Genomic DNA, 14,897 nt, shown 5'->3' with positions numbered 1-14,897 from the left:
ATATAAAATGATGGAAATTTAAATCTACAATAGGCTAATAATTGGAACTCTGCTGCACCTATGGCTACCGCGTACATTACAAGAGTTCCTGCTATATACCCTACTAATATCTCTGTTTCATAATCATTATGAAAATAAATTAAAATAAGAAGGATTAGTGTATATACCGTAACGCCAATCATTACGTTGTTTTTTGTTTTACTAAAAAATGAAGCTGCCCTTTCATCCATACTAAATGCTCCACTCTCTGCTTGTTTAAAGGTATCAATTGTGGTCACCAGATGAACAAAAACTGCTCCTAGAAACAATAAACCCACATACAATAATGTAATTTGATTAATCGAATAATTTGAAATTGCTGGAAGTATAAACAATGTGAATCCTATAGTTCCCAGCTGAAATGTACATAATAATATCACAAGCGCTTGCAACTTTTGACATTTAAAACGAACTTTTGGAAATAGATATAGAATTAAAAAGATTACTTGCAAGGTATATAAAACTAATTCAATACGAACAATTATTTTGTCAAAGAGATTTGGATAATAACCCCAGCCAAATTTAACTAATGCTCCAAAAATAAAAAGCATGAATAATGAACTATAAACAGTTGCGCCAAGTATAAACACCATGGAGCGTTCTGGACTTAAACGATTTCTACATGTTATTTTAAATTCATCTAAATCTTCTTCTTTTATGTTCCACATTTGTTAACTCCACCTTTCCCCGAACTATAGTATATTACCAAAATAAAGATGCAATTTTCTTATTCACTGATTTTATACCTTTTTATTTTCATCGCCACTCTTAACAATCTCTTTTGTTGTACTGCGCCTTGTATTTTAAATATTCCTGTCTCGCATCTTGGTTATTATCCTGTTTTCTATTAAAATACGTTATTATTTGGAACATATTTTCTACTAATTTTCCATCCTCATTCTTTTCTTTAAAATCTATATCTATCCTCATTTGCAAAATTTGTTTTGGATTTTTTGGAGCATCCAGGTGCAATACGATTGTTGCTCCATCAAATTCATCGTATTGTATCTTTAATTTATTATTAATAATATCTTTAAATTCAGATTCAGTTAGTCGATATCCCACTGAATTAGGCTGATCAAACTTTTTTATATCATCCTCGGGCTTCATCTTTAGTTTCCCTATCCCATTTAAACGATCTGCAATTAAGTTTACGTATGAAACATCTAGATTTGAATCCGAACTTTTCACCTGTCCATTTTCATACTTAACATGAGTACTATAAATAGTTTCTTTTTTATAATTTTCATTTGTCCTTTTTCCCTTGTCTTTTTCTATATCAGTCGCAACTGTTTGTATCGCCTCTCCATATAAACTTTTATCTTTTGTATTATATACACCTTCCGTAGTTTGACGAATTGTCTTACTGTGCTCTCCATCTTCTTTTTGCTCAAACGTACTATAAATACCTCTTTGAGTCACATAAGCATATCCATCATCACTCGCAGACATTACCGTACTCATGTCCTCTTCATCCAACGCCTTAACAAATCTCTCATACTCTATCTTTGTCTCCCAAAAACCACATCCACTTAATAAACTTGCTACTATTGACAGTACTATCATCATCTTAGCTTTCTTCTTGAACTTCATACTGACACCCTTATTCAATCAAAATAAGCTTTCCTCTTTCCATTTTGGAAGAGGAAAGCTTATTTCCTTTTAAATTTATTTTTTTCCCTTTATTTCTAACTCTTGTGCTTGTTGTTGCTTTTTATTTTTTTCAATTACTTTTTCAACAAACTCATTCCGCCACATTTTAAACTTATCTGCGAATTGACCTTCAATTTTATTTCGATACCCTTCAAATTTAACCTCTGCAATATCCGCGTGGTTAAATAATTTATACGTCTCTTCGGTTAAACCCACTGGATGCAACACTCCGCCATAATCATAGAATGTGTTTTCATCAAGTAATAAACCTCTCGTAGTAATTACATACTCCGCACCTTCCTCTTCTTTAAGACCCAATCTTACAACACTGCCTAAAGGTAATACTTTATCCATATAGTCTTTCATATTAATTCACTGTCCCTTTTAGTACGCTAATTTTCTCTTCTATTTTTTGTCTTTTTTTCTCTAATTGACGGATCCGATCAATAAATGCCTCACGTGTTTTTCCTTGTAATGTACTATCAATACTACTCTCTAACCTTCTAATTTCCCCTGTTAAAGATGCAGCTGCTTTTTCCAATTGCGCTACAACATTTATAATTTGTTCTCGTCCACCACTAGCTGGAAATGTACTATGAACCCTTGACATTATCGTATGTAAATCCACCTTCATACCCCTCTCTTTTAAATTTATAAACTTGGAGTTTTAATAATATGAAACTGCTCCTAATTCTTCGTCTTTTGCAAACATAGAAAATACTGCTTCTGAAACATCGTCGTTTAATTGCTTTAAATCTTTTGATAACTCCTTCACATCTTTAGCAATTTCACCTAATAAAGAACGGTTTATCCCCCTGCTGTTGTCATTCATAAAGAGATTTAACAATGAGTGACGATGACTTAATATATGTTCAGATACAATTGCAGCTACATTTGTATCAACTACAAAATCTCCTTTAAACAAATCTAGTAAATCTTGCACGTAAGAAGCTGCAACTTCTTTTGCAATTTCTAAAATTTCACTTGTAGCTAAATATACTACAACACTTCCAGCTAAAAAATTTATAGCAGTATTAAATACAGACTCTAATACTTCTAAAACTTTTTCCTTACATTTCGCTAAAGTTGATTCAATCCATTCTACAGCGATATCTACCGCTCCTTTAATTTCAACTGTAGCCATTATACTAAATTGGATTGCTTCTCCTGTAATTTGAGACTTTAGTCCTTCATACTTTTTATTGAGATTATAAATACTTTCTGTCACTTGACCCTTTATTTTTCTATATTCTCTCCCAGCTTGTACAGCATCTGAATAGGTAAGTACCGCCCATAAAATCGATGAAATCGGTGTTCCTTGTATGATAAAGTTTATTCCTATACCTGCGACTTGTTCTTCCGCTAAAGAAACTTTTCTTCCAAACTTTTTATTTATAAGTCCTGTATAAAAAGCACCTGCCGATTGGGTAAATTCTACAAAACCTGGAATTATATCCCCTCCAGTATCATTAGTACTGGTTAATTTATCAAACCATATTAACTTGCCATTATTATCATAATCTTTCTCAGAAAAAACGTAAGAATGCCATGCTTGGTTTGGAATTATATACATTCTCCCAGGGATTGTAAAGTCTGCCACTTTTATTCCGAGATGTAATGGATCCTTTTCGTTAATAACATTCCTAATATTATTCATATCAAATCCATTACCAAATTTATCAATATCTCGTTTAAGTACAGGTGCTGGATTTAATGTTAATGATTCAATATTATCTTCTTGGTGCCTTAACGATACCGTATTAGCCAAACCACCACCTAATGAATGCCCTGTTACACTAATTTTGGCAGAAGGGTTATCATGTTTAACCTTCAAATAAAATTCTTCTCCTTGATCATACTGTCTAACTGTAAAATCGTGTTCCCAATTACCTAACACCATTTTATTTGCACCCGTTATATTATGTCCCCCAATTTCACCATCTGTTATTGCATCCGTTGCATCTTCCGTTCCTACATATGTTATTATAATTTCTCCTGTAGACCTATCTTTAAAAGCATATGCAGCAAATCCTGTATTTTCATCAACTTTATCATCTATAAGTTCTGCGTTAAAGTTCTTTTTTAATGTTTCTTTATTTGTTTCACTTGATTGGTCATAAGGATATTCCCCAGCTTTAAATAGATAAATATCCTTTCCAGCTAGCTCCAATTTTCCCCAATCAGAACTTATCTTTAGTTTTTTATCTAGCTCCACATCCTTACTCATATTCTTCCCTCCTAATCACTTATAGTTTTTATACTGTTCTTTGTAATTTATATACTCTTTTTTTGCATCTTGATTATTACCTTGCTGACTATCAAAATATGTGTGTATCTGTGATATATATTTTACTAACTTGCCTTCATCATTTCTCTTCTTATAATTCATTACGATACTTACTTGTAATATCTGCTCTAAGCCATTTGTAGAATCAATATGCAGTACAATTGATCCACCACCATATTCATCATATTGTATTTTCAAGTTATCATTAATAATGCTCTGAAAATCTGATTCAGTTAATTTGTATCCAACAGTACTAGGTTGATCAAACTTTTTTATATCACCTTTGGGCTTCATCTTTAGTTTCCCTATTCCTTTTAAACGATCTACAATTAAGTTCACATATGAAACGTCCAGATTCGATTCCGGACTTTGTACCCGTCCATTTTTATAACTAATATTTGTACTATAATTAACTTCTTCTTTATAATTTTTATTGTCTACTTCTGAGGTAATTTCTTGTGTTGTATTTCCATATAAACTTTTATCTTTCGTATTATATATACCTTTCGAAGTCTGATAGATTGTTTTACTGTGCTCTCCATCTTCCTTTTGTTCATATGTACTATATATACCTCTCTGTTTCACATACGCGTATCCATCATCACTAGCAGACATTACCTTCCCCATATCCCCTTCATCCAAAGCTTTGACAAATGGCTTATAATCTATTTGCTTTTCTCCAAAACCACATCCACTTAATAAACTTGCCACTATTGACACGACTATCATCACCTTAGCTTTCTTCTTTAATTTCATACTGTCACCTCGTTAGTTACTCTAGGCATTTTTAGTTTCATTATGTTCCCTTTTTGATAGTAATACACTTCATCTTTACCTAATGGCGCTTCGTTGCTTATATATTTTATGTTGAAGATACTTTGATCATTTAATGGCATTGCGATAATTGCTGCTGTTAGTTTACTTCTCATTTTCATAGGTAGAGATTCACGATTTCGGTCCATGTAGTCGTGGTGACCTGCTAATACAAAGTAAATACCTACTGTACGAGATAGATCAATTAAAGTTGCTGCATCCTCCATTTCTAAATAAACAAATTTGCTAAACTCTTCAACATTTGTCATGATAATGAGTTGTTTTGTGAATGCAGGAATTTCTTTACCTTCTTGTCTTGCTTGCGCTAATTCAAGAGCTCGTTCTCGAATTACTTCCATCCAATACTTCGCATGCATATTGATTTCATTTTCGTCTACAATGTAATGCGTCACATTATCTTTATATTGAACGAAACTATACTCTGCTGTATCCACTAACGTCACACCTTCAAAATAATCTTTATTCAATTGAGATAGGATGCTAGATACAATTTGTTTTCTCATACTATCATCTACACTATAAATCATTAAATGATCATTCACCGCAATATCATGAGCTACAACTTCTACATTTGCAAAATCAAGCCCCATTGGAATTCTTCCTGCTTGTAGAGCTTTTGTAACGTCTTTATTTTTACGATACGTAGCAATATCAATCACTTCTGGCATCATTGGAATTGCCTTCGGACGTTCTCCATCCCATTCTCGATCCATATCATTTGCTTCTTGTTGTAATAATTGAATTTGTTGTAGTTCATCTTCTGCTTTCGTAGGTAATGCAGCCTGGAATAATGTAGGAGATTCTAGTTTTATTAACGCTCTTCCTGCTGTTTCTTCCACTTTTATATCAGATCTCCCTACAATACTAGCTACTTCACTCTGATCAATCATATATAGACAAGTTTGGATTTTAATATTATTGTACAATTGAATTCTAAGTGCGTTTTGTCGTCCTGCACTTATTAAAGTATGAATTCCTAAACTAGCACCATCTCGGACAATTTGCATAATTAGCATTTCAAAGCTCTCATAGAATTTTGCTTCTTTTACTGCATCATAATTATCGATTGCAATAATAATATGCGGTATTTCTTTCCCACTTGCCTTTTCATACATTTCAATACTCGCAACGTCATATTCACTTAATAATCGTTTACGATTTTTCATTTCTTGAGTTAATCTTTCAACAAACTTTAAACATTTTTCTGATTCGTCAATTGTAATCGTATCCGCTACATGAGGTAATCCTTTTAAAGGTAGAAGACCATTTGTTCCAAGGTCCACTAAATACACATGCAAATGCTCCGGACTATGCTGACGAGCTACATCCATAATGACTGATTGTAAGAATGTTGATTTTCCGTAACCTGGACTTGAGAAGACCGCTACGTGTCCGTCTTTACTAATATCTAATGTTAATGGTGTTTGTGATTGCAATTCAGGCTGGTCTAATAAACCAACTGTTGCTTTTAATGGTTTCTTTTCTTTCGTCCATGCTTCTTTGAACTGAATTGCGTGTAAGTCTTGTAAATATACGCTTTCTGGAAGTGGTGGTAACCACGGTCTAGCTAACGCTTCAATTTCATTTACTTCTGCGTAATCATGAATGTAGTCAATAACAGCATCCAGTTCAGATGGTACGCTTATTACTTCTTTACTACTACCAAGTCCACTTAAATCTTCACTTAATATTTCATATTGTCCTAGATCATTTATTGCATAGATTGTTGCGTCTAAATGTTCTTTATCCTCTTTGTTTTCTACATAGTCTGCTCCGCTCCAAGCCGATTGGAATAGTTCATAAATTTCATTATTCCCAACTTGTAAGTAAGCACGTCCAGGTAATGTAATTTCAGCAGCATCTGGTGTTTTTAAAATTTCATTACTATCCGACGTATTTTGAACTTTTAGTGCTAGTTTGAATTTCGAGTTACTCCAAATTTGATCATCTACAACACCACTCGGTTTTTGAGTAGCTAAAATTAAATGAATTCCGAGTGAACGCCCAATACGAGCTGTTGAAACTAACTCTTTCATAAATTCTGGTTGTTCTGACTTCAATTCCGCGAATTCATCACTAATTAAAAATAGATGTGGCATTGGTTCACTTACTAAGCCTTCTTTATACAGTTTTTGATACTGATTAATATGGTTGACATCATTTTCTCCAAATAATCGTTGTCTTTTTTGTAATTCGGCTTTAATTGATGCGAGCGCTCTCATACTTTGTGCTCCATCTAAGTTTGTAATTGTTCCTAATAAATGCGGTAAGTTTTTAAATAAATTCGCCATACCGCCACCTTTATAGTCAATTAGTAAAAAGGCAACTTCGTAAGGATGGAAATTGACTGCTAGAGATAAAATATACGATTGTATAATTTCCGACTTACCTGAACCGGTTGTACCTGCTATTAAGCCGTGTGGCCCGTGAGCTTTTTCATGTAAGTTTAAGTTTACGATATCTTCTTTACCACGTAATCCAAGTGGCACAGCTAAAGATTTATGTGCTGCATTTTTCTCCCAGCGCTTTGTGATATTCAGTTCTTTTATTTTTTCAACACCGTACATTTCTAAAAATGTTACGCTTTCTGGAATACTATTTTTTAAGTTTTGCAAATGATTTAACGGTGCTAGCGCTCGTGAAACATCTTCTAAATTGAAACCTTTCGGTACGTGATTTAGTTTAAATTGACGGTTAACAAGCTCTCCTTGTTCTAATATGATGTTTCCTTGCTTTGCATCTCTTATATCTATTACCGTTTTCACGTGTTCCGGTAAACTTTGCATAACATCTTGTACGAAAACAAGTGATACACCTAATTGACTCGGATCATCATTAAAGAATTCCATAACAACATGGTCTAGTATTAGTTTTTCATCTGTAATGAGAACGACATAGTGCGGTGCAAAATACATTTTTTCATTAGTTGAACTCTTTTCGTCTAGTTTTAATTTTCGTTCTTTCAATATTTGATATAAACTATTTAACACTTGATCACGACTACGATCATGATATACAAATCCACGTACATTTATATCGCGAACACTTCCATGAGGTAACCAGCGCATCCAATCCCATTTTTCTTTTTCTTCTTCAGGAAAAATAGTAATAAACTGCAAGTCATAATAACTATGGAATAGCGCCGTTTGTGCAACTAATAATTGTAATTGCTCTAACACTAAAGAGCGTTGTCCAATATAACCCACTGGTCCATTCATTAAATCTGTTACAACTGGTACATCTTCCAATGAAAGATAACGTTGTCTTAGTTCACGTGCTATATCAATTAATTCATCTTTCGTTTGACTAAATTCTTCTTCATTAAACTGAATTTCAAAACTCGTATTAGCTTGCCCTGTACCAACGCTAAATGTTAAGAAATCATGATGTTGCATTGTTTTTTCATAAATACGTGGATTTACTTGAACAGCCATATTACGTATAACCTCAACATTTGGATTATGATAATGTAATGCATGACGCTGTTTTTCACTTTCTGCATGTAAATCTTTCGTTTTTTGTTTTATATACTCTCTATAGCTTTTATCACGTTCAACGATGTCGATTTTATATTGCTTTAAATTTTTTATATAAGATGTGACAGAAACAATGATCGTTACTAATGTCATTGCAATGGATGCGATAATAAACATTCCATATTTCATAAAGATAGCAAGTAATACTGTTACGACAATCATGACAAGGGCAGGTGCAATAATTCTCGCCAAATGCTCAGTCGGTTTTGACGGCATGCTTGAAGGTTTTGCAATTGTCATTTTCTCTTCTGGTTCACGGTAAATAATACGTGGTGAACGATGATAGTCTGGATAACCACTTTGATAATTCGTTTCTGATTCTACTAAAATAGGTAACGTAGATTTCACTTTATCTTCTGAAGACAATACTTGAATATCTTCACTGCCTATCTCCACTAAAACGCCATCAAAATATAATTGGTCTCCTGCTTCTAACATAGCGCTATCTTTTAGCCTTGTATAATTATGAAATACTTCCCCGTCGTATACGTTCACTTTAAATGAATCGTGCAGCGTTTCACGAGATAGCATTATATCTACACTACTACCGGTAATAGAAATATCATCATAACTGTTTTGACTGAATGTAAGAGAATGCTTTGTTCCGATATCAAACACTTTAGTTGTGCCAACAATAGATATAAAGATTTTCAAGCTCACATCTTTCGTTTTTCCAATCTCAAATTCCTTATTGAATTCTATTAATTGATTTTGTATCATCCAAGCGTTTACTTCATTATTCCACTTTAACTCTACTTCTTGTTCTAAACTTGGATTCGTAATATCATTTGTCCACTCTTTTCCAATCGACACTATTGATTGCTCAGTTGGATGTAATGTGCACTTATATATTTTGTCTCCATAAGTCAATACTAATAGTTGCTCCATGCGTGTTCACTGCTCCTTTTCAACTGTCTCATCAAGTGCTTTCTTACTCTTTTTTCTCTGTGTCCGACAAATTTTTATCGCTGGATGTATTGCCATATTTCTTTTCATATTCATCTAATTGTTGTTCATATGTTTTTTTCTTTTGATCACGCTCTTCTCCTGACAAGTCCGGATTATTTTTCAACGCATCCATTTGTTGAAGAAGGCCGTACATAATAAGCTGCGGATCATCCAGGGTTTTAGCTAAATCTAATGATCTATCAAAATCACCTTTTCCGTTATACATCCAATAAAGTAAATACTTTTCATCACTTTTCAAACTAATGTTTTTCATAACCGCCTTCTTTTGATTTTCAGGCATTTTTTCAGCTGTAATGTATGCAAATGCTAACTCATATTTAGATGCAATTGGTAATGATTCAAATTCTTCTTCATTTAATTGCGTAATTACTTTGTCATAATCAGTTGCTATGAAATTCGCATTTGCTTCTAATAATTTATTTTGATAAGGAATTTTTATAAAAGTGAAATATATTAAAGGAGCAGCTAAAACAACTGTCGCCGCTATGAAGGAAAAAGCTAAATATTTAAATGATTTGTAGCTCTTTTTATGTACTAACTGCATATTTTTTTCTGTTTTTGTTTGTTCCTTCTCAAAGCTGTCATCAAGAAATTGCAGTAATGCATCTATACTTTCCATTTGAGAAACTGTCTGTTCAAATGTTGTTTCTTTTGCATCTTTTAGTAACCCAGCATACAAATCATCAAAATTGTGCTTTTGGGAGAATAAAGCGATAATTAGACACTTATATTGTGTTAAAAATTGCTCTTCTAACAACGGGGTTGGTGGAACAATATCTCGAATTCCTCTATGTATAATACTTGGCATTAAATTAGCATTAAAAACTATATTGTCTGGATGTAAAAAGAACGTGATTCTTTTATTTAAATATTTACGAAACTGCGCAACATTTCGAAGTAGTCTTAATTTCTCATTTCTTCCAAAACGGCTAAGATTGTCCCACTTATATAATTTTTTATCTACTTGATATAGAAACGTAAACATATCATCCGTTTCTTCTATTGTTAATGGTACAAATTCAGATGATACGCCCGTAATTATATCGAATTGACGGAAGTCTTTTATACGTGTTTGAGATTTGGTCATCTCCAATTTCCAATTTTCTTTTTCTATTTGAAATTGATAGTTCATTGCATCAATTTGAATTATTTTTTCCGTCATGTTTATCCTCTTCTCCTTTTCTTTATAACCCGTAATAACTTATTTTCAAATAAATATAAGTAAAAAAAATTTTTTATAAAACTTGTAAAATATCTCCATTTGTTATTTGGTGATCGATTAAACGATCATTATCTGTTAAAACAATTGACTTATTCTTTACTTTAATTACAAAATGTGAACCTTCATGATTATCCACATTTAGCGTATCTAATAAATTTTTCAATAAATATTTAATAGATTGATGATTCGGAATACGTAAATCATATGTATTTCCATTCCATTTACTAAAATCTACCGTTACATTAATATGCGTTTGTATCGCCATTACTTTACCTCCAACTTTTGCGAAGAACCGTATAAATACCGATGCAAATAAGTACAATGCCACCACCAAATAATAATATGATTGTTGTACCAATTGGCTTTTCGTTCATTGTTTCATTACTCGCTACTTCATCTGCACTTTTTCTCACAACGTATTCACTGCTAAACAAACTATTTTTCATATCTTTCACACTATTATTTTCTTTTTGTTTTATAAAAAGAGAATCTCGTAAAGCTTCCATATCTTTTTGTTCTTTCTTTTTCTTTTTCTGAATTTCTTCTTCTATGTCTTTGCTAAATAACTCAATTGATGCTTTATCTAATTCTGTTTCCTTATGTTCTTCTTTATTTTTTTCTTGGTCGCTTTCTTCAATTCGATCCACTTTAAACTTAATCTTCCCATCATCACCAAGATAACTGTCCGCCGCGCTCCTTATCGGTAGCGCGACAAACAGTAAAAGGATAGAGAGAAATGATAACTTAGCCACTATGCTCCATTGTTTGATCATTTACTTCTTTTTCCTCCCATTTCTTATGCCATACAAATAGATTACTAACTAACCCTATAATGGCAATTACAAACAATACGATAAAAATAACTTTCCCCGTATCTTTACCGCTAATAAAATCATTTAGAAAACTTTCTATATACTGAAGTGGTGAAAATTGACGTACCTTTCCAACTGATGACATTTGATCTACTTTACTTCCAACTGCTTCAGTTAAAAATAGGTACATACTTAAAAATACTAATAGGATAAACATCCCTACCATTTTTATTTGTCGCAATAAATATGTTGAAACCAATACAAACGCCATCATAATGATTGTGATAAACGCAATCCATAGTAAACTTTGATCCTGACCAAACTGTAAAAGACGTCCAGAAATGATACCTATACTAATTCCTTCCACAATTGATATACCGAATGCTACTACTGTAGTTGGTACATTCATATCAATTAATGAGAATTTCTCTTCAAAATGATCTAATTGCGTTCGTTTCTTTTCTTGATTCGCAATTGCGTATGCTGTAAATAACGCAACAATAAAACAAGTTAATACGATTAAATATGGTGTAAAAGCATTACCAGCTACAATGACTCCATCATTTTGTTTTTGAACTGGGCTAGATAAAAATTGATATAACATTTCATTTTGGCGATCACCAATTCGGCTATTAGCCAAAATTTTAGTAAAGTTTTTGGAGAATGTTTTATCATCGTCCATTTTCTTCGTAAAGTCATTTAATAATGAATCAGCTTTTGAAACAATTGTCGTTCCGCTGTCTTGAATTTCTTTTGCTTGTCCATTAATTTGATCAAATGTTTTATAAACATCGTCTGAAGTTGCTAAACTATGCTTCGAACTCTCGACCAATGATTGACTTTGTGACATTAATGATTTAATACCAGAATCTAACGATAAAACAGCTGTTTGCTCACCAGTATTATTTGTTGTTAGCACTTGCTGTTCTTCAACTAGCTTTAAGCTACTCTCACGCCATTTCGCTAAACCTTTTAAATATTCCCCTAAATTTTCATTCATACTAGTTGCTTGTTGCGTCGTTACATTTAATTTCTCTGCTAGTAACATTGAATTTTGATCCGCACTCGTAATGAATTGTTGATAAGAGTCTATTTTTTGCTTTAAACCTGTCATATCTTGCTTAACTTCTGCCGTAATACCTGATGAAACTAGGTTTGAAATTAAATCAATTAAGCTTTGTTTATTTAATACGTAGTACAAAGATTGTTCAGTTGCAATTGCATCTAAACTTCCCTCTTCTAGTTTAGGACCTACATCTTGCGTTCTTAAATCAATCCCATAATACATTTCGTATAAACTAATTAAACTTTGATAACTTTCAACTGTATCTACTGCTTCTTTAATTAATACATTAGATGTATTATCTGTTAATTTTTCTGTTTTTTGATGTACAACTTGATTTGTCGTACTTTCAATAACTTTTGAATTGCTACCGTTATCTGTCCCAGTGTCTGGCTTCTCTCCCGTGTCAGGTTTTCCTCCCGTGTCTGGATTTCCTCCTGTATCAGGTTTTCCTCCTGTGTCTGGATTTCCTCCTGTGTCTGGATTCCCTCCTGTATCAGGTTTTCCTCCTGTATCAGGTTTTCCTCCTGTGTCTGGATTTCCTCCTGCATCAGGTTTTCCTCCTGTGTCTGGATTTCCTCCTGCATCAGGTTTTCCTCCTGTGTCTGGATTTCCTCCTGCATCAGGTTTTCCTCCTGTATCAGGCTTTCCTCCTGCATCAGGTTTTCCTCCTGCATCAGGCTTTACACTGTCACCATTATTACTCTGTTCTGTTTTTTGAATAATAGGCGTTTGAGCATTGTGTACTAACGGCATTATGCCATACTGTGATTTATGAACCACATTTTCCACCTTGCTATTTTCCGTTTGTGTTCCTTTATCTTCTTTGTTAGGTTTTTCTTTTTCAGGACTAGTTTCTTTTTTATGAGTCCCACTCAATTCCCACTGCCACATTACAGGAGAGAAAACATCTATATTGATGTTTGGATCTTTTAACTTCACATGCAAGCTAATCTTTATATCCCCTTCATTACGAGGAGCTATTGTAATTTCTCCTGCTTCGCTTTGAAGAAAATCACTTGTACGATCCTCACCATCAATATGTAAGACTCCTGTACTTCCATCTAGTTCAAATTCTTCTGGAATCTTTATCTTCAAAATTTGCGGAGATTCCATTTTAATTACTTTAGCAGTATCACTAAATGTAGTTCCATCCTTATAAAGACTATCCTTCACTTCTTTAATGGCGTTTCCTAAAGATATTTTATTTACAGAATCATAATAAAAATTATTTTCTTTATTATATTTTTTTGTAAATTGAATTACATTTTGCATTTGTAATTTCGTTGTATCTGGCAAATCACTTTGAACGATTTCTTCCATGTTTAAACTAGGTAATTTTACAATTAAATTTTCGATTTGTTTCTTTATTCGAGCGTCTGGTTGTTTCATTAATGTATTTATAAAGATCTCTTGCTTTCCATCGTTCGACATAGATTGCTTTAATTTTTTAATTACCGTCTCTTGAATATCGCTCTCTAACTTCCCTGCCAGTTCTGTATCATATTCTGACACTTGTTTTTTTACATCTGTTAAATGTTTTTGAATTGCTGAAGCATCAGCTAAAATATTTGGTTCTTTCTCTGAAAGCGTAAATTGATTTGTAATCACTTTATTAGCAGATTCTAATGCACCTAACTGCTTTAAAACATCGCCTGTATTCATTTCACTCATGTATTGATTAAATTGACTCGTAAAATTATTCGCTAACAGATTATTATCAGATTGCATTTTTTGGAAGTTATTAAACCCTTCTAAGTAAGTATTGTTAGATTTATTCCCTTCATCTAACACTTGACCGAAACCTTTTAATACATCCTGAAATCCTTTAAAACTATTAACAGAAACCCCAGTATAATCTTGCACTGTTTTAAATTGATTTGTGTAATTTGCTAAAGGACTATGTACATCTTTTTTGTACATAGTTGTTTGAACGTTTCCTTTTTCAATTATTTTCCCTATATTATCTTGTGCACCTTGCAACTTACCGATAATACTTGCAAAATAAACGTCGATGATTTGCTTATTGAAATCTTCTAAAATTGTAGACGCCGTATTCTCAGCCTCAGCTTTCAAATCGTTATTCCCAGTTGCATTTACTTTGTAGTTTAACGTTAATTTCTCTGGTAGTTCTGAATCAATCGCAACTGCTTTCCTAGAAAAATCGTTTGGTATAACAATCATCATGTTGTAATTATTATTTTTCAAACCATTTTCTGCTACTCCGCGACTAACTACGTACCATTCTTGTTTCGTATTTTTATTTACATTTTTAACAAATTGATCTCCAAACGCTATTTTATTGCCCTCAAATACAGTGCCCTGATCTTCATTTACCAACGCAACTGTCATTTTTGGTGTAGTATTCTCATTAGCTTTCTTAACATTTTGATTTAATGCTAAATAGGAGACCCCTGTTGATAGTACAAGAGCTAAAATAATAAACAACAAGATGCTCCATCTGAACTTTTTCACTACTTAT

At 32.8% G+C, this 14,897-nt stretch carries 11 protein-coding genes; all 11 read right to left on the bottom strand.

Going from position 1 to position 14,897, the window contains the following annotated elements:
* On the bottom strand, window positions 1-707 hold a 707-nt coding region (locus DPQ31_RS10235), incomplete at its 3' end, for a hypothetical protein (protein WP_208731853.1).
* 100 nt (window positions 708-807) lie between these two features.
* Window positions 808-1,632: a DUF3952 domain-containing protein gene (locus tag DPQ31_RS10230; RefSeq protein WP_176518856.1), complete on the bottom strand. Its 825-nt coding sequence runs from the start codon at window positions 1,630-1,632 to the stop codon at window positions 808-810.
* Between the two features lie 75 nt (window positions 1,633-1,707).
* Window positions 1,708-2,058 carry a DUF4176 domain-containing protein gene (locus DPQ31_RS10225; protein WP_208731852.1) on the bottom strand — a complete coding sequence of 117 codons (351 nt, stop codon included), beginning with the start codon at window positions 2,056-2,058 and terminating at the stop codon, window positions 1,708-1,710.
* 1 nt (window position 2,059) lies between these two features.
* On the bottom strand, window positions 2,060-2,320 hold the full coding sequence (locus DPQ31_RS10220) for a hypothetical protein (RefSeq protein ID WP_097956884.1): 261 nt from the start codon (window positions 2,318-2,320) through the stop codon (window positions 2,060-2,062).
* 39 nt (window positions 2,321-2,359) lie between these two features.
* Window positions 2,360-3,919: a lipase family protein gene (locus tag DPQ31_RS10215; protein ID WP_097956886.1), complete on the bottom strand. Its 1,560-nt coding sequence runs from the start codon at window positions 3,917-3,919 to the stop codon at window positions 2,360-2,362.
* Window positions 3,920-3,934: 15 nt separating this feature from the next.
* Entirely contained in the window at window positions 3,935-4,735 is an 801-nt protein-coding gene (locus DPQ31_RS10210) for a DUF3952 domain-containing protein (RefSeq protein WP_097956887.1), read from the bottom strand.
* Window positions 4,732-9,237 (bottom strand): type VII secretion protein EssC, encoded by a 4,506-nt coding sequence (gene essC / locus DPQ31_RS10205; protein WP_208731851.1) that lies wholly within the window; start codon window positions 9,235-9,237, stop codon window positions 4,732-4,734. Before essC ends, DPQ31_RS10210 begins: the two co-directional genes overlap by 4 nt.
* A gap of 43 nt (window positions 9,238-9,280) precedes the next feature.
* Window positions 9,281-10,480 (bottom strand): type VII secretion protein EssB, encoded by a 1,200-nt coding sequence (gene essB, locus DPQ31_RS10200; protein WP_199631396.1) that lies wholly within the window; start codon window positions 10,478-10,480, stop codon window positions 9,281-9,283.
* A 73-nt stretch (window positions 10,481-10,553) separates the two neighbouring features.
* Window positions 10,554-10,805 (bottom strand): EsaB/YukD family protein, encoded by a 252-nt coding sequence (locus DPQ31_RS10195; protein ID WP_001007574.1) that lies wholly within the window; start codon window positions 10,803-10,805, stop codon window positions 10,554-10,556.
* A 4-nt stretch (window positions 10,806-10,809) separates the two neighbouring features.
* A complete protein-coding gene (gene essA, locus DPQ31_RS10190) occupies window positions 10,810-11,313 on the bottom strand; it encodes a type VII secretion protein EssA (protein ID WP_000595649.1) in 504 nt (167 codons plus the stop codon).
* The gene (gene esaA / locus DPQ31_RS10185) at window positions 11,285-14,890 is read right to left on the bottom strand and encodes a type VII secretion protein EsaA (RefSeq protein ID WP_208731850.1); all 3,606 of its coding nucleotides are present in this window, start codon (window positions 14,888-14,890) and stop codon (window positions 11,285-11,287) included. The genes essA and esaA overlap by 29 nt, the downstream gene beginning before the upstream one ends.
* Window positions 14,891-14,897 lie beyond the last annotated feature (7 nt).

Origin of the sequence: Bacillus sp. COPE52 (genome assembly GCF_003355115.1) — a bacterium.
Lineage (GTDB): Bacteria > Bacillota > Bacilli > Bacillales > Bacillaceae_G > Bacillus_A > Bacillus_A toyonensis.
Note: the sequence above shows the minus strand (reverse complement) of the source record. Positions and strands in the feature narration are given on the sequence as shown.

Bases quoted from the DNA above. Each gene is read 5' to 3' on its own strand.
- DPQ31_RS10210 (WP_097956887.1), bottom strand. From the start codon at position 4,735: ATGAAATTAAAGAAGAAAGCTAAGGTGATGATAGTCGTGTCAATAGTG.
- DPQ31_RS10230 (WP_176518856.1), bottom strand. From the start codon at position 1,632: ATGAAGTTCAAGAAGAAAGCTAAGATGATGATAGTACTGTCAATAGTA.
- DPQ31_RS10225 (WP_208731852.1), bottom strand. From the start codon at position 2,058: ATGAAAGACTATATGGATAAAGTATTACCTTTAGGCAGTGTTGTAAGA.
- essA (WP_000595649.1), bottom strand. From the start codon at position 11,313: ATGATCAAACAATGGAGCATAGTGGCTAAGTTATCATTTCTCTCTATC.
- essB (WP_199631396.1), bottom strand. From the start codon at position 10,480: ATGACGGAAAAAATAATTCAAATTGATGCAATGAACTATCAATTTCAA.
- DPQ31_RS10195 (WP_001007574.1), bottom strand. From the start codon at position 10,805: ATGGCGATACAAACGCATATTAATGTAACGGTAGATTTTAGTAAATGG.
- DPQ31_RS10215 (WP_097956886.1), bottom strand. From the start codon at position 3,919: ATGAGTAAGGATGTGGAGCTAGATAAAAAACTAAAGATAAGTTCTGAT.
- essC (WP_208731851.1), bottom strand. From the start codon at position 9,237: ATGGAGCAACTATTAGTATTGACTTATGGAGACAAAATATATAAGTGC.